This window comes from Micromonospora zingiberis, assembly GCF_004331455.1.
Lineage (GTDB): Bacteria > Actinomycetota > Actinomycetes > Mycobacteriales > Micromonosporaceae > Micromonospora > Micromonospora zingiberis.
In genome coordinates this window covers 181,855-196,950 of sequence record NZ_SJJR01000005.1, presented here as the reverse complement: position 1 = coordinate 196,950, position 15,096 = coordinate 181,855, and the positions used below count along the sequence as shown (strand labels likewise).

The 15,096-nt window shown below is 73.1% G+C and carries 14 protein-coding genes and 1 pseudogene; 5 read left to right on the top strand and 10 right to left on the bottom strand.

Translation table 11 applies throughout. The features are described from left to right. The first annotated feature begins 41 nt into the window (after positions 1 to 41). Positions 42 to 887 carry a GNAT family N-acetyltransferase gene (locus E0H26_RS10360; protein WP_131303365.1) on the top strand — a complete coding sequence of 282 codons (846 nt, stop codon included), beginning with the start codon at positions 42 to 44 and terminating at the stop codon, positions 885 to 887. 198 nt (positions 888 to 1,085) lie between these two features. On the opposite strand, the gene E0H26_RS10355 is transcribed toward E0H26_RS10360, so the two are convergent. The 5 genes from E0H26_RS10355 to trpC all read right to left on the bottom strand — a co-directional run bounded on the left by E0H26_RS10355 (position 1,086) and on the right by trpC (position 6,616). Continuing rightward, a complete protein-coding gene (locus E0H26_RS10355) occupies positions 1,086 to 2,270 on the bottom strand; it encodes an FAD-dependent oxidoreductase (RefSeq protein WP_131303364.1) in 1,185 nt (394 codons plus the stop codon). A gap of 13 nt (positions 2,271 to 2,283) precedes the next feature. Next, the gene (lgt, locus tag E0H26_RS10350) at positions 2,284 to 3,459 is read right to left on the bottom strand and encodes a prolipoprotein diacylglyceryl transferase (RefSeq protein WP_131303363.1); all 1,176 of its coding nucleotides are present in this window, start codon (positions 3,457 to 3,459) and stop codon (positions 2,284 to 2,286) included. 187 nt (positions 3,460 to 3,646) lie between these two features. Then, the gene (gene trpA, locus E0H26_RS10345) at positions 3,647 to 4,450 is read right to left on the bottom strand and encodes a tryptophan synthase subunit alpha (RefSeq protein ID WP_131303362.1); all 804 of its coding nucleotides are present in this window, start codon (positions 4,448 to 4,450) and stop codon (positions 3,647 to 3,649) included. A gap of 76 nt (positions 4,451 to 4,526) precedes the next feature. Beyond that, entirely contained in the window at positions 4,527 to 5,756 is a 1,230-nt protein-coding gene (trpB, locus tag E0H26_RS10340; RefSeq protein ID WP_131303361.1) for a tryptophan synthase subunit beta, read from the bottom strand. Positions 5,757 to 5,812: 56 nt separating this feature from the next. Continuing rightward, positions 5,813 to 6,616, bottom strand: a complete 804-nt coding sequence (gene trpC, locus E0H26_RS10335) for an indole-3-glycerol phosphate synthase TrpC (RefSeq protein ID WP_206025016.1) — start codon at positions 6,614 to 6,616, stop codon at positions 5,813 to 5,815. A 439-nt stretch (positions 6,617 to 7,055) separates the two neighbouring features. Between trpC and E0H26_RS10330 the strand changes: the two genes are divergently transcribed. Next, positions 7,056 to 7,307, top strand: coding sequence for a hypothetical protein (locus E0H26_RS10330; RefSeq protein WP_131303359.1), 252 nt, complete (start codon positions 7,056 to 7,058; stop codon positions 7,305 to 7,307). Between the two features lie 129 nt (positions 7,308 to 7,436). On the opposite strand, the gene E0H26_RS10325 is transcribed toward E0H26_RS10330, so the two are convergent. The 4 genes and pseudogenes from E0H26_RS10325 to E0H26_RS29810 all read right to left on the bottom strand — a co-directional run. Then, entirely contained in the window at positions 7,437 to 7,979 is a 543-nt protein-coding gene (locus tag E0H26_RS10325) for a Trp biosynthesis-associated membrane protein (protein WP_240742094.1), read from the bottom strand. Between the two features lie 55 nt (positions 7,980 to 8,034). Next, positions 8,035 to 9,588 (bottom strand): anthranilate synthase component I, encoded by a 1,554-nt coding sequence (locus E0H26_RS10320; protein WP_131303357.1) that lies wholly within the window; start codon positions 9,586 to 9,588, stop codon positions 8,035 to 8,037. Continuing rightward, on the bottom strand, positions 9,585 to 10,013 hold the full coding sequence (hisI, locus tag E0H26_RS29815) for a phosphoribosyl-AMP cyclohydrolase (RefSeq protein WP_131303483.1): 429 nt from the start codon (positions 10,011 to 10,013) through the stop codon (positions 9,585 to 9,587). Before hisI ends, E0H26_RS10320 begins: the two co-directional genes overlap by 4 nt. A gap of 219 nt (positions 10,014 to 10,232) precedes the next feature. After that, positions 10,233 to 10,550: pseudogene (locus E0H26_RS29810) on the bottom strand (phosphoribosyl-AMP cyclohydrolase); the annotation flags it as partial. 610 nt (positions 10,551 to 11,160) lie between these two features. On the opposite strand from E0H26_RS29810, the gene E0H26_RS10310 reads away from it, so the two are divergent. The 3 genes from E0H26_RS10310 (at position 11,161) to E0H26_RS10300 (ending at position 13,314) form a co-directional block, all read left to right on the top strand. Next, positions 11,161 to 11,895, top strand: a complete 735-nt coding sequence (locus E0H26_RS10310; protein WP_131303356.1) for an ABC transporter ATP-binding protein — start codon at positions 11,161 to 11,163, stop codon at positions 11,893 to 11,895. Continuing rightward, complete coding sequence (locus E0H26_RS10305) at positions 11,892 to 12,647, top strand: ABC transporter permease (RefSeq protein WP_131303355.1); 756 nt, start codon at positions 11,892 to 11,894, stop codon at positions 12,645 to 12,647. The genes E0H26_RS10310 and E0H26_RS10305 overlap by 4 nt, the downstream gene beginning before the upstream one ends. Before the next feature lie 67 nt (positions 12,648 to 12,714). Further along, positions 12,715 to 13,314, top strand: a complete 600-nt coding sequence (locus E0H26_RS10300; protein WP_131303354.1) for a TetR/AcrR family transcriptional regulator — start codon at positions 12,715 to 12,717, stop codon at positions 13,312 to 13,314. Here the strand turns inward: E0H26_RS10300 and E0H26_RS10295 are convergent, their stop codons facing one another. Further along, positions 13,315 to 15,096, bottom strand: coding sequence for an ABC transporter ATP-binding protein (locus tag E0H26_RS10295; RefSeq protein ID WP_131303482.1), 1,782 nt, complete (start codon positions 15,094 to 15,096; stop codon positions 13,315 to 13,317).

Here is a 15,096-nt window from a genome sequence, read left to right as displayed (position 1 = left end):
TGATCACACCGTCCAGACTCTGGGACAGGTAGTCTCGCCCGGTGGATGCACACCACGCTGACCTGCTGGACCGTCTGGAACGGTTCTACGACGCGGTGCCGCGAGACGCCGCTCGCGCGGAGGAGCACGGCAGTTGCGTGCTGTTCGTACGGAAAGGCAACGGATGGCCGTTCTACGCCCGGCCCCGTCGCGACGCCGACCGGCCGCCGTCACTGGCGGACCTGACCGCGGTCCGGGCCCGGCAACGGGAACTCGGCCTGCCCGAGGCCCTGGAATGGGTGCACGAGGTCAACCCGGAACTACTCGCGGTGGCTCGCTCGGCCGGACTCGCCGTGCTGGAGGCACCGCTGCTGGTGCTCGACCCGACCGCGCTGGCCGAACCGACCGCCTTCACCGACGTACCGGTACGGCTGCTGACCGCCTCGGCGCCGACCACCGCCGCCGACGTGGCCGCCCGGCGGGCGGTCGCGGCGATCGGGTTCGCCGCCCCCGGCACCGGCCGGGGCGAGGCCGGCCCGACCCAGCGCGACGCCGCCCTGCGCGGGCTGGACGTCGCGGCGCTGGACGACGAGCAGGCCGCCATCGCCGACGGTAGCCGGCTCGCCGCGCTCGCCGAGACACCCGACGAGGGTGCGGTGGCCAGCGGCATGGCCATGCGGGTCGGCGACGTCGCCGAGATCGCCGGGGTGGCCACCCTGCCCAGCGCCCGACGCCGGGGCCTGGCCGCCGCCGTCACCGCCACCCTGGCCCGCGCCCTGCTGGCCGACGGCGTCGAGATCGTCTTCCTCTCCGCCGGCAGCGACGAGATCGCCCGCGTCTACCTCCGCACCGGCTTCCGCCGCATCGGCACCGCCTGCATAGCCGAACCCCCCACCCTCCACCCCTAACCCCGCACTCCCCCCTCCCCCGCTCCTCGCTCCCCGCTCCCCGCTCCCCGCTCCCCGCTCCCCGCTCCCCGCGATCATGGAGTTTCGGTCGCCACTTCGCCCCGTTTTGCCAGCTTTGGGCCGACCGAAACTGCATGATCGACGCGCGGTTCGGGGGGTGGGAGCGCGGTTCGGGGCGAAAGCGGGGGTGCGGGTGGGTTAGGGGGTTGGGGGGCGCCATTGGGCGGCTATGGCGGCGGCGCTGCCCAGGATGCGGGGGGTGATGGTGTTGAGGGCGGCGTCGCGGGCGCGCAGCGCCAGCCGGCCCCGGGTCTGCAGGACGGCGGACATCCGACGGGTCTGGCGGACCACGGCCGCCGCCCGGGGGCGGCGTGCCCGGTCGTACGCCTGCACCGCGTCGGGCAGCGTCGACTCGCGCAGCAACGAGGCGAGCGTCGCGGCGTCCTCGAAGGCCAGGCACGCTCCCTGCCCGAGGTGCGGCGGCATGGCGTGGGCGGCGTCGCCGAGCAGCACCACGCCGCCTGGCCCGACCGGGAAGCCGTACGCCTTCGGCAGCGGGCGCAGCTCACGGATCTCCTGCTGCACCAGGTCGCCCGGCTCGGTGGCGGCCAGCAGTTCGTCGACCGGGGCGGGCCAGCCGGCGTACCAGCGACGCAACAGCGCCAGCTGCGTCTGCGGCGGCTCGGGTCGAGGGGCACCGGCGGCGGTGGCCATCCAGTAGATGCCGCCCCGGCTGGAGGCACCGGAGGAACCGCGCTCGCCCAGCGAGGCGGCCCCGAACCGGTAGCCGGCGCCGAGGATCTCACCGCTGACCGAGTCGGGCAGGCTCGGCGCCCGGTACCAGGGGATCACCGCCCGCCATGCGGCACATCCGGAGCTGACCACGTTGGCCTGCGGGGCCAGCTGACGACGGATCACGCTGTCCGCGCCGTCGGCCGCGACCACCAGGTCGGCCTCGAAGGTGTGCCGGCCGTCGCCCACCGCCGGGCGTTCACCCGGGGCCGCGCGTACCGTCCGCACGGTCACCCCGGTACGCAGCTCGACCCGGTCGCCCAGCCCCGCGATCAACGCGTCGTGCAGGTCCTCGCGGTGCACCACGACGGGAAGGCGCTCGACCGGGACCGGTCGCGGCTGCACCAGCCAGTGGCCGTCCGGGCGACGCACCCCACCATCGGGCAGCGGGGTGGCCACCGCGTCCAGGCCGGCACCGAGGTCGAGGGCGCGCAGGGCACGGAGCCCGTTCGGCCAGAGCACGACGGCGGTCGGTTCCGGGCGGATCCGGTCGGCCCGCTCCAGGAGGGTGACCTGCCAGCCGGACCGGGCGAGCGCACCCGAGACCGCCAGGCCGCCCAGCCCGCCGCCGACCACCACCGCGGTCCGCATACCGCCCCCTCGTTCAGCTGTCGCGGTCGGCGGGCCGAGCCGAAGCGGCCGCCCCACCGTCGGCGGGCTCGCCGGTCACGGACCCGCCGGTGGCCGAGTCACCGGTCGCGGGCTCGCCGGTGACGGACTCCCCGGTCGCGGGCCCACTGGGCGTTGCCGCGGAGGCGGCGTCGGTCGGGTCGGGTGGCGCCTCGCCGGTTTCCTGCCAGTGGCGGAACTGCTCCTCGCTGACCACCCGGTAGCCCTCCGGCGCGGCCGGTTGCCCGCTCGCCTGCCGAGCGGCCAGATCCACCTGGGAGACGTCGGAGGTGGCCGCCGTGTCGGCGGCCGGCCCGCCGATCGGGATCAGGTAGTCGCGTGGACCACGGACCCGCAGGAAGTAGATCAGGGCGCCGAGGAACACCAACCCGGCGGTCCAGACGTTCAGCCGTACGCCGAGGATGGTGTTGGCCTCGTCGGTACGCATCAGCTCGATCCAGAACCGCCCGACGGTGTAGCCCATCACGTACAGCGCGAAGGCACGACCCCGGCCGAGGCGCAGTCGACGGTCGACGAAGAACACCAACGCGGCGACGCCGACGTTCCACAACGCCTCGTACGCGAAGGTCGGGTGGTAGAGCCCTTCCTCCAGGATCGGCCGGCCCGACTCGTCGCGGAGCGCCTGCCCGCCCTCCATCCGGTGGATCTCCAGCCCCCAGGGCAGGTTGGTCCGGCCGCCGTAGAGCTCGTTGTTGAACCAGTTGCCGAGGCGGCCGATCGCCTGGGCCAGTGGCAGGCCGGGCGCCAACGCGTCGGCGACCACCGCGAACGGGATGCCCAACTGCCGGGCGGCGAGCCAGGCGCCGACCGCGCCACCCGCGACCGCACCCCAGATGCCGAGACCGCCCTCGTGGATGAAGAAGATCTTGATCGGGTCGGCGCCGGTGCCGAAGTATTTCTCCGGAGAGGTGATCACGTGGTAGATCCGGGCCCCGATGATGCCGGCTGGCACCGCCCAGAGGGCGATGTCCAGCACCGCGCCGGGAGCGACCCCGCGCTGACGCAGCCGCCGGTCGGTGACCCAGCAGGCCACCACGATGCCAGCGATGATGCACAGCGCGTAGGCCCGAAGGGGAATCGGCCCGAGATGCCACACAGCGGTACTCGGGCTGGGGATGGCGGCCAGGTACGTCGGCGAGGCGCTACTCACGGGTGCACACGCTACCGCTGCCAACCCTCCCACCGTCACCCCGGTCCACCCACCCCCGCCACCCCCACTCCCCGCGATCTTGCACTTTCCGTCCCCACAAAACCTGACATTCCAGACAGTACGCCGACCAGAAGTGCATGATCGGCGCGAAAGTGGGGCGGGGGTGAGGGAGGGAGGGGGGAGGAGGTTAGGGGGTGGGGTGGCGGACGCCGTTGGCTAGGTCGGCGGAGAGGGCGGTCAGGGCCGCCAGGGCGGTGGACTCGTCGGGGGCGTCGAGGAGGCAGCGGATCAGGGCGCTGCCGACGATCACGCCATCGGCGTAACCGGCGACGCTGGCCGCCTGCGCGCCGGTGCCCACGCCCAGGCCGACGCCGACCGGCAGGTCGGTGACCTCGCGGACCCGGGCCACCAGCACAGGTGCCGCCTGCGAGGTCTGGGTACGGGCACCGGTCACCCCCATCAGGGCGGTGGCGTAGACGAAGCCCCGGCAGTGCGAGGTCGTCATCGCCAACCGCTCGTCGGTGGACGACGGCGCGACCAGGAACGTACGGTCCAGCCCGTGGGAGTCCGAGGCGGCGAGCCACTCGTCGGCTTCCTCGGGGATCAGGTCAGGGGTGATCAGCCCGGTGCCACCGGCCGCGGCGAGGTCCCGGGCGAACGCGTCGACGCCGTACCGCTCGATCGGGTTCCAGTAGGTCATCGTGACCACCGGAGCACCGGTGGCCGCGACCTCCTCGACGATCCGCAACGCGTCCCGGGTGCGTACCCCGCCGGCCAGGGCGATGTCGCTGGCCCGCTGGATGACCGGGCCGTCCATCACCGGATCGGAGTACGGGATCTCCAGCTCGATCACGTCGACGCCGGCCGACACCATCGCCTTCATCGCCGCGATGCTGCCCTCGACGGTCGGGAACCCGGCCGGCATGCAACCGACCAGCACCGCCCGACCGTCCGCCCGCGCCTTGTCGAACGCCACCCCGATCCGACTCATGCCGCCACTCCGCTGCGCTCCGTGCCGTCATGAGGCACCACGACGCCGAGCCTGACGATTCCCTCGCACCGCTCGCTCATGCCGATTCCCCGTCCAGGATGCCGAAGTATCCGCCGGCGGTGTGCACATCCTTGTCACCCCGGCCGGAGAGGTTGACCACGATGGTGGGCGGCCGGCCCAGCTCGGCGGCGAGCTTCCCGGCGACGGCCAGGGTGCCGGCCAGGGCGTGCGAACTCTCGATCGCCGGGATGATCCCCTCGGTACGGCAGAGCAGCTCGAACGCCGCCATCGCCTCGTCGTCGGTGACCGGCAGGTAGCTGGCCCGCCCGGTGTCGTGCAGCCAGGCGTGCTCCGGGCCGACACCCGGGTAGTCCAGCCCGGCGGAGATCGAGTGCGACTCGACGGTCTGCCCGTCGTCGTCCTGGAGCACGTAGGTGCGGGTGCCGTGCAGGACGCCGGTGGAGCCGCCGGTGATGCTGGCCGCGTGCCGGCCGGTGGCCACCCCCTCGCCGCCCGCCTCGAAGCCGTACAGCCGCACCTGGGGGTCGTCGACGAAGGCGTGGAAGATGCCCAGCGCGTTCGAGCCGCCACCGACGCAGGCGGTGACCGCGTCCGGCAACTCGCCGGTCAGGTCGAGGCACTGCTGCCGGGCCTCGTCGCCGATGCCCCGCACGAAGTCGCGGACCAGCGCCGGGAACGGGTGCGGTCCGGCGGCGGTGCCGATCAGGTAGTGCGTGTCGTCGACGTTGGCGACCCAGTCCCGCATCGCCTCGTTCATCGCGTCCTTGAGCGTGCGGGATCCGGTGGTCACCGGGATGACGGTGGCACCGAGCATCCGCATCCGGGCCACGTTCAGCGCCTGCCGCTCGGTGTCGACCTGACCCATGTAGACCACGCAGTCCAGGTCGAACAGGGCGGCGGCGGTGGCGGCGGCGACGCCGTGTTGACCGGCACCGGTCTCGGCGATCACCCGCTTCTTGCCCATCCGGCGGGTCAGCAACGCCTGGCCGAGCACGTTGCGCACCTTGTGCGCGCCGGTGTGGTTCAGGTCCTCCCGCTTGAGCAGCACCCGGGCGCCGGCCCGGGCGGAGAACCGGTGGGCCTCGTACAGCAGCGACGGGGTGCCCGCGTAGTCGCGCAGCAGGGCGGCGAACTCGGCGCGGAACGTCTCGTCCGCCATCGCCGTACGGTGCGCGGCGCCCAGCTCGTCGAGGGCGGCGACCAGCGCCTCCGGTACGAACCGCCCGCCGAAGCGACCGAAGTGACCGGCGGCGTCAGGGAAACCGGCCGGCGCCTCAGTGCTCATGCCATGACCTGTTCGCTCATCGGGGATCCTCTCCCTCGGACGGGACCGGTACGAGGTCAGCGCACCGGCCGGGGCGTGGCCGGGTGGTTGCCGGCGTTGACCAGTTCGGCCACCGCCTCGCGCGGGCTCTTCTTGGTGACCAGACCCTCGCCGACGAGCACCGCGTCGGCGCCGGCCGAGGCGTACCGGATCAGGTCGTGCGGGCCGCGTACGCCGGACTCGGCGATCTTGACCACGCTACTCGGCAGACCGGGCGCGATCCGCTCGAACACCGACCGGTCGACCTGCAGGGTACGCAGGTCACGGGCGTTCACCCCGATCACCTGCGCGCCGGCCTCCAGGGCCCGGTCGGCCTCCTCCTCGTCGTGCACCTCGACCAGCGCGGTCATGCCCAGCGACTCGATCCGCTCCAGCAGACCGACCAGCGCGTTCTGTTCGAGTGCGGCGACGATGAGCAGGACCAGGTCGGCGCCGTGCGCGCGGGCCTCGTGCACCTGATAGCTGGAGATCACGAAGTCCTTACGGAGCACCGGGATGTTCACCGCGGCGCGCACGGAGGCGAGGTCCTCCAGCGAGCCACCGAACCAGCGCCCCTCGGTCAGCACGCTGATCGCCCGGGCACCACCTGCGGCGTAGTCGCCGGCCAGGTCAGCCGGGTCGGCGATCTCAGCCAACTGCCCCTTGGACGGCGAGGAGCGCTTCACCTCGGCGATGACGGCTACGCCGGGTCGACGCAGGGCCGCGTACGCGTCCAGCGGCGGCGGTGCGGCCGCGGCGAGTTCGCGGATCCGCTCCAGCGGAACCTGCTCCTGCCGCCGGGCCACGTCCTCCCGGACGCCGGCCAGGATCTCGTCGAGCACGCTGGTGGGGGCAGCCGAACCGGCTTCGTCCCCCTCCGCGTGCGCATGCTCAGCAGTCACCAACGGACTCCCCTCTCCGGGTGTCATGGGCCGATGCTAGGGGGCCCTGCCTGGCAGCGACCGCCGGGGGTATGGCGCTCCTCACGAAATGGGCTGGGGCATAATGGCCGACTTGCGCAAACGTGCCGTGACTCTACGTCACAGCTCGATCGACAGCCACCCATGCCAGCGCCCACTCGGGCGTCTCCCCGGGCCAGCACGACCGGCGTCGATACTGTGAGCTAGGTCAAGGACGAAGGACTCTTTGCCTGGTCAGGCCGGCTGCCGGAGAGTTGACGTTGCAGTCATCACTACGAAACGTGAGCCGAGCAGCATCTTTCTCGGGCAGACTCGGTGACGCGCCTGCCCCATCACCACGACGATCTCTCCCGGGGTGCTCATGAGTTCCTCCGCGCCGCACCAGACCATCGGACTCACCACCATCTCGCGCACCGTCGCGTCGCTCGCCGTCGGTGTCGTCCACACGGTCGAGCGCGCCGTGGTCGGGCCGACCCGAATGCGAACCGCGCGCGGCAACGCCTGGGAGGCCATCTGCGCCGACCGGGCCCGTGCCGACCAGCGGGCCGCCCTGGACCAACTGGTGGCCGAACTCGCCGCAGCCCGGGTCCGCGACCGGCAACCGGTCAGCTGACCGACCCCACCCCGTCGCACCTGGCACTCGCGGACCGCTGCGGGCCATCGGTCCCAGCGGCTGAGCACGCCCTGCACCTGGCCGCCCGCCGCCACGCCGGACCGCCCACGCAGATCTACGCCGCTGGTCTCAGCGCACCGTCGGGTCCTCGCCCCGGTCCAACGCCTCCCAGGCGTCCACCGTGCCGGCGCCCCGGATCGGGCCGGCCGGCTCGGCGGGCTGCCGCGACCGGCGCTCGTAGCGGGCACTCATCGCCGGCCAGCGGTTCCCGCGCGCCGCGGTGAGCACCCCGCCGGTCGCTGCCAGCAGACCGCCGACCAGCGTGAGCGCCGGCCAGTGCCGGCTCACCTGGTCGCCGAGGTCCGCCACCAGCCCGTAGCCCCCGCCGCCGGCCAGCGCCAGGCCGAGCAGCGTCAGCAGCGCACCGATCGCCCGGCGCAGCCAACCCCCGGTGGCCAGCACCGCGCCGCCGCCGGCCAGCCCGACCAGGGCGAGCGCCGGCATCCACGGCAGCAGTCGCGCGCCGCTGCCCGTCTCGTCGAGGGCCGACGGCCCGGCGGCGTCCACCACCCAGGTCCGGGTCACCGCCCAGAGTGCCAGCCCCGCGCCGGCCAGGCAGAGCAACACGGCGTACGCCAACTCGCGCCGCGCCGCTGCGTTCCTCGCGCTCACCGAGCCCACCTTCCGCTCACGACTGCGGGACTCCGCTGCGCTACGTTCCTCGCGCTCACCGGGCCGGCCTGAGGGTTTCCGCCGCGGCGATGGCCGCGAGCACGGCGGCGGCCTTGTTCCGGGTCTCCTGGTCCTCGGCAGCCGGGTCGGAGTCGGCCACCACCCCGGCGCCGGCCTGTACGTACGCCCGTCCGGCTCGGATCAGCGCGGTCCGGATCGCGATGGCCATGTCGAGATCGCCGCCGAAGCCGAAGTAGCCGACCGTGCCGCCGTAGAGGCCCCGGCGTACCGGTTCGAGTTCCTCGATGATCTCCATGGCCCGCACCTTCGGCGCGCCGGAGAGGGTGCCCGCCGGGAACGTCGCGGCGAGTGCGTCGAAGGCCGTCCGGTCGTCGCGCAGCGTGCCGATCACCGTCGAGACGATGTGCATGACGTGGCTGTAGCGCTCGATGGTGGCGAACTCGGGCACCTCGACGGTGCCGGGCCGGCAGACCCGCCCCAGGTCGTTGCGGCCCAGGTCGACCAGCATCACGTGCTCGGCCCGTTCCTTCGGGTCGGCGAGCAGTTCGGCGGCCAGGCGGGCGTCGGCCTCCGGCGTCGCGCCGCGCGGGCGGGTGCCGGCGATCGGATGCAGCAGGGCCCGCCGCTCGCCGCTCTCCTCGATGGTCACCTTCAGGTGCGCCTCGGGGGACGATCCGACGATGTCGAAGTCGTCGAAGCGCAGCAGGTACATGTAGGGGCTGGGGTTGGTGGTCCGCAACACCCGGTAGACGTCCAGCGGGTCGGCGTCGGTGTCGCGTTCGAACCGCTGGGCGAGGACGATCTGGAAGCACTCGCCGGCCCGGATCGCCTCCTTGGCCGCCTCGACCGCCTTCGGGTAGCCACCGTCGGGGGTACGGCTGCGTACCTCTCCGACGGGCTGGCGGTGCACGGTGGAGACCATCGGCGGGATGGGCCGGGACAGCGCGGTGGTCATCGCGTCCAGCCGGCCCACCGCGTGGTGGTACGCGGCGGTCACCAGCGCCGCGCGGCCCGGCTCGTCCAACGGCGGCAGGATCGCGTTGGCGACCAGGATCGCCGAGCCGTCGAAGTGGTCCAGCACCACCAGGTCGGTGGCGAGCATCATGCCCAACTCGGGCACGGCCAGGTCGTCCTCGGTGAGTGCGGGCAGCCGCTCGAACCGCCGGATCAGGTCGTAGCCGAGGTAGCCCACCATGCCCCCGGTCAGCGGCGGCATCCCGCCTTCCGGGTCGCTGGGCGGGCCGGCCAGCGCGGCGACCGTCTGCCGCAGCGCCTCGACGGGGTCGCCGCTGACCGGCACCCCGGCCGGCGGCGTGCCGAGCCAGGCCGCCTCGCCGTCCCGCTCGACCAGCGTGGCGCTGCTGCGTACGCCGACGAAGGAGTACCTGGCCCAGGCCAGCCCGGCCGAGCCGACCCCCTGCTCGGCGGATTCGAGCAGGAAGGTGCCGGGGCCACCGGCGAGCTTGCGGTAGACCCCGACCGGTGTCTCCGCGTCGGCGAGCAGCCGGCGGGTCACCGGCACGACCCGCCAGCGGGCGGCCAGTTCGGTGAAGGTGGCCTCGTCCGGGCTCACCCGGCCGTCGGTCACGAGGTCACCTCCCCGGTGACGGGAAGTTCGGTGGAGAAGCAGGTGCGCTGACCGGTGTGGCAGGCGGCGCCCACCTGCTCGACGCTGACCAGCACGGCGTCGCCGTCGCAGTCCAGGGCCACCGAGCGGACGTACTGGTGGTGGCCGGAGGTGGCGCCCTTGACCCAGTACTCCCGGCGGCTGCGCGACCAGTAGGTGGCCCGACCGGTGGTCAGCGTCCGGTGCAGGGCCTCGTCGTCCATCCAGGCCACCATCAGCACCTCGCCGCTGTCGTGCTGGCGGACCACGGCGGCCACCAGGCCGTCGGGGGTACGTCGCAGCCGGGCGGCGATCGCCGGATCGAGCCGGGACGGCCGGTCCGGGCCGCCGGGCGGCTGCGGCACTTCGCGGTGGGCGCCGGTCACCGGCGCGTCAGGTACGGGCACAGTGACCCATTGTCCCGTACGCGGAGCGGGTACCCCAGCGGGCTCCCGACTGCCGGACGGCGGCCCGGTGGCGGGCTCCGGACCGCCGGCCGGAGCCACCGCGGCGGGCCGCCCCAACTGGGCCACGTAGCGCTCCAGTCGGCCGTCGAGCAGTGCGTCGGCGAGATCCGGGCCGGCGGCCTCGGCCACCTCGGCGGCGTAGGGGCGGATCAGCGGAAGCGTGCCGGTCACCAGGCGGGCCGCGGCGGCCCACAGTTGGCCGGTCGAGCCGGGCCGCAGCCCGAGGCAGCGCAGCATGTCCTCCCGGTAGCCGGGCGGCGCGACGGGTAGGTCGAGCGCGGCGGCGAAGGCCAGCCGGCGGGACACCACCCGCACGGCGGGGTTCGCCAACCGCAGCACCGACGGGCAGAGCCGGGCCAGGTCGGCGGCGGCCAGCCGGACCCCGAGCGGGTCGTCGGCGTCCCGGGCCGAGGCCACCTTGCCGAGGGTGGCGATCAGTTCCTCCAGCCGGGGTTCGTCGGCCGGCTGGCAGAGCACCGGCAGGTCGATCCGGGTCCGCCAGTACGGATCCGCCCAGAGCAGCCGGGCGGGGGCCGTCACGGGCAGGCCGAACGCCCAGTCGGCCGGCTCGCCCAGCCGGGTCACCCAGGAGCGGACGTCCCGAGCGGCGACCGAGACGTGGGTGAGCCGACCGGAATGCTCCGCGAAGTAGGCCCGGCGGACCGCGTACGGTGCCCCGCCGACCAGCACGTCGACGTCGACGTCGCTGTGCGCGGTGGCGGCCCGTCGGGCGTGGCTGCCGCGGAGCAGGATGCCCACCACGGGCCGGTCGGCGCTCGCCCGCAGCCGCGCGGTCCAGTCGTCGAAAAACCCACTGTCCGGTGACGGAGCGTGATCCACTGGATCATCCTGCCGCAGGTCCGATCAGGGTGCAATGCCCGATGACGGACCTGGTGTCCGTTAGCAAGGCTCTCGCCCGTGGTATGGCATTCGCGCCTTGACGGGCGTTTCAACCCACCGGCGGACCCCGCCCACTCGACTCGGATTTTGGCCCAGGTCCCCATCGCCCCCAGCCGCCCCTTGCTCTGGCGAGGTGAACTCAACTAGCGTTGAGTTCAACAGATGATGAGTTTTCGGGAGGTGGACGATGGACGACGCGATCGCCGTCCGGAGCCTGGTCGTGAACCGGGGCCGACGGCGAGTACTGGACGGCATCGACGCCGTCGTGCCCCGTGGCTCGGTCACCGGGTTGCTGGGGCCGAGCGGAAGCGGCAAGACCACCCTGATGCGGGCGATCGTCGGGGTTCAGGTGATCGCGGCCGGCACGGTGACCGTGCTGGGTCAGCCGGCCGGCGCCGCAGCCCTGCGTCACCGGGTCGGCTACCTGACCCAGGCGCCGAGCGTCTACGCCGACCTGACGGTCCGGGAGAACGCCCGCTACTTCGCCGCCCTGCACGGCCGTGGTCACGTCGAGGCGGACCGCGCCGTGACCGACGTCGGGCTGGCCTCGGCGGCGCGGCAGTTGGTGGGCAACCTCTCCGGTGGGCAGCGCAGCCGCGCGTCACTGGCCTGCGCCCTGGTCGGCGAGCCGGAACTGGTCGTGCTGGACGAGCCGACGGTCGGCCAGGATCCGGTGCTGCGCGCCGACCTCTGGGCCCGCTTCCACGAACTGGCCGCGACCGGGAAGACCCTGCTGGTGTCGAGTCACGTGATGGACGAGGCGGCCCGCTGCGACCGGCTGCTGCTGATCCGCGACGGGCGGCTGATCGCCGACGACACACCGGATGCCGTCCGCGCCGCCGCCGGGGTGGAGGACCTCGACGAGGCATTCCTGCGACTGATCAAGGCGGGCGAGCCGGGCCGTACCGGGGAGGCGTCGTGAACGTGCGGATCCTGTTCGCCACCGTCGGGCGCATCCTGCGCCAACTGCGCCACGACCGGCGGACCGTGGCCCTGCTGGTGATCGTGCCCAGCGCACTGCTCACCCTGGTCTACTACATGTACGTCGACCAGCCCGCCGGGCCCGGAGCGCCATCCGCCTTCGACCGGATCGCACTGGTGATGCTCGGCTTCTTCCCGTTCATCATCATGTTCCTGGTGACCAGCATCGCCATGCTCCGCGAGCGGACCACCGGCACGCTGGAACGGCTGCTGACCACCCCGCTGGGCAAGGCCGACCTGCTCTTCGGGTACGGCATCGCCTTCGGGCTGGCCGGTGCGGTGCAGGCCACCATCGCCTCGGCCGTGGCGTACTGGGTCTTCGACCTGCACACCGCCGGCAGCATCGGGCTGGTGATCATGATCGCCGCGTTGAACGCGGTGCTCGCCGTGGCGCTCGGGCTGCTGTGCAGCGCCTTCGCCCGCACCGAGTTCCAGGCCGTACAGTTCATGCCGGTCGTGGTCGCACCGCAGTTGCTGCTCTGCGGGTTGTTCGTCCCGCGTGACCAGATGTCCGGCTGGTTGCAGGCGATCAGCGACGTGCTGCCCCTGACGTACGCCGTCGAGGCCCTTCAGGAGGTCGGCGCGCACGCCGAACCGACCGCGACGATGTGGCGCGACGTGGTCGTGGTCGCCGCCGCGGCGGTGCTGGCCCTGGTGCTCGCCGCGGCCACCCTGCGACGACGCAGCAGTTGACGCGCTCGTCCGGCCCCGACGTCCAGCCGGGGCCGGACGGGGGCGTGGCACCGAACGAAGGAGGACGATGGTACGGCGGACCGGCCGACGCCCCGGCAATCCGGCGACCCGCGAGGCGATCCTGGACGCGGCCCGGGCCACGTTCGGGCAACGCGGCTTCGACGGCAGCACCATCCGGGCCATCGCCTCCGCCGCCGGGGTCGACCCGGCGCTGGTGCACCACTACTTCGGCAGCAAGGACCAGCTTTTCCTGGCCGCCATGCAGGCGCCGGTCGACCCCCGGGAACTGTTGCCCACGGTGCTCGCCGGTGACCGCGCGGGCCTCGGCGAGCGGCTGGTGCGTACCTTCCTCTCGATCTGGGACTCGCCCGCCGGCACCGCCGGGATCGCCCTGTTGCGCTCCGCGGTCAGCAACGAGTGGACCGCCCGGCTGCTCCGCGACTTCCTCACCACGCAGGTGCTCCGCCGGATCCTCGACCACCTCGACGTCGACCCGGCGGAGCTGCCGCTGCGCGGGTCGCTGGTGGCCAGCCAACTGATCGGGCTGGCGATGATGCGCCACGTCGTACGGCTGGAACCGATCGCCTCCGCCGCCCCCGACGTCCTGGTCGCCGCGATCGCCCCCACCGTCCAGCGCTACCTCACCGGCCCGCTGCCCGACCGCTGATCAGCGGGTCTGCTCCAGCCAGGAGGCGTAGAGCAGGGCGTAGACGGAGTCCGGGTCGGCGACCAGTTCCTCGTGCGGTCCGCGCTGCACGATCCGGCCCCGGTCCACCACGATCACCTCGTCGGCGTTCTGCGCGGTGGAGAGCCGGTGCGCGATGGCCAGCGTGGTCCGGCCCCGGGTCACCGCGTCCAGGGTCCGTTGCAGCCGGACCTCCGTGGCCGGATCGACGGCGCTGGTCGCCTCGTCCAACACCAGCAGATCCGGGTCGGCGACGTACGCGCGAGCCAGCGCGATCAACTGCCGCTCCCCCACGCTCAACGCCTCACCGCGCTCACCGACGCCGGTGGCCAGCCCGGCCGGCAACCCGTCCAGCCAGTCGGCCAGTCCCAGCTCGGTGAAGGCGGCGACCAGTTGCTCGTCGGTCAGCTCCGGGCGCCCGAAGCGGACGTTGTCGGCCACGGTGGCGTCGAACAGGAAGCCGTCCTGCGGCACCATCACCACCCGGGAACGCAGCGAGTCGAACCGGATGTCGGTCAGTGGCACCCCGGACAGCAGGACGGCGCCCTCCGTCGGATCCATCAGCCGGGTGAGCAGCTTGGCGAAGGTGGTCTTGCCGCTGCCGGTCTCGCCGACCACCGCCACCCGGCTCTTCGCCGGGATGTCCAGGGTGACGTCGTGCAGCACGGTCGGACCGTTCGGGTAGGCGAACCGCACCTCGGCGAAGCGGATGTCCAGCGGGCCGGGCGGCAACGTACGGCCCCGCTCGCCCGGGTCGGCCACGTCCGGGGCCACGTCCAGCACATCCAGCACCCGGCGCCACCCGGCGATCGCGTTCTGCGCCTCGTTGAGCACCTCCGTGGCGATCTGCACCGGCTGGATGAACAACGTCACGAGGAACAGGAACGCGGTCACCTCACCGATGCTCAGCGTCTGGTCGGCGCCGAGGAACACACCGACGACCACCACCCCGGCCAGCGCCACACCGGCGGCCAACTCGCCCACCGAGCTGCCCAGGATGCTGATCCGGATCGCCTTCTGCTGGGCCTGCCGCTGGCTGTCGATCGCCTCGTCCAGGCGGCGGGCGGTCCGCCCGGCGATGCCGTACGCCCGGATCACCGGCGCACCGACGACGCTCTCGCCGACCGCGCCGAGCAACGCGCCGGTACGCTGCCGGACCACCCCGTACGCGCCGGCCAGCCGCTGCTGGAGCAGCCGGATCACCACGACCGCCGGGACGAAGGCGGCGTAGACCACCAGGGTCAGCTGCCAGGAGTACGCCAGCATCACCGCGGTGGTGACCGCCAACTGACCCAGGTTCACCAGCAGGATCACGCCGCCCCACTGGAGGAACTGGGTGATCTGGTCGACGTCGCTGGTGACCCGGGAAACCAGCGAACCGCGCCGCTCCGACTGCTGGTGCAGCATGGACAGGTCGTGCACGTGCCGGAAGGCCCGCACCCGCACCCCGGCCAACGCCGTCTCGCTGACCGTGAACAGCCGCCGCATCATCAGGTAGCCGCAGGCGGTGGTCACCACCAGCACCGCAGCGGTCACCGCCACCACGGTGAACAACGCGTTCAGGTCGAGCCCGCCGACGATGCCCCGGTCGATGCCCTGCTGCACCGCCACCGGTACGGCCACCCGACCGAGCATGTAGACCAGCGCCAGACCGAGCGTGGCGGCCAGCCCGACCCGCAACTCCGGGGAGAGGGCCAGGCCACGGCGCAAGGTCCGCCAGGTCGACTCGGCCCGCTCCGACCCCGCCGACTCCTCCGCGACCAC

Bases quoted from the DNA above. Each gene is read 5' to 3' on its own strand.
- E0H26_RS10330 (WP_131303359.1), top strand. From the start codon at position 7,056: ATGAGTTCCTCCGCGCCGCACCAGACCATCGGACTCACCACCATCTCG.
- E0H26_RS10300 (WP_131303354.1), top strand. From the start codon at position 12,715: ATGGTACGGCGGACCGGCCGACGCCCCGGCAATCCGGCGACCCGCGAG.
- trpB (WP_131303361.1), bottom strand. From the start codon at position 5,756: ATGAGCACTGAGGCGCCGGCCGGTTTCCCTGACGCCGCCGGTCACTTC.
- E0H26_RS10355 (WP_131303364.1), bottom strand. From the start codon at position 2,270: ATGCGGACCGCGGTGGTGGTCGGCGGCGGGCTGGGCGGCCTGGCGGTC.
- trpA (WP_131303362.1), bottom strand. From the start codon at position 4,450: ATGAGTCGGATCGGGGTGGCGTTCGACAAGGCGCGGGCGGACGGTCGG.
- E0H26_RS10310 (WP_131303356.1), top strand. From the start codon at position 11,161: ATGGACGACGCGATCGCCGTCCGGAGCCTGGTCGTGAACCGGGGCCGA.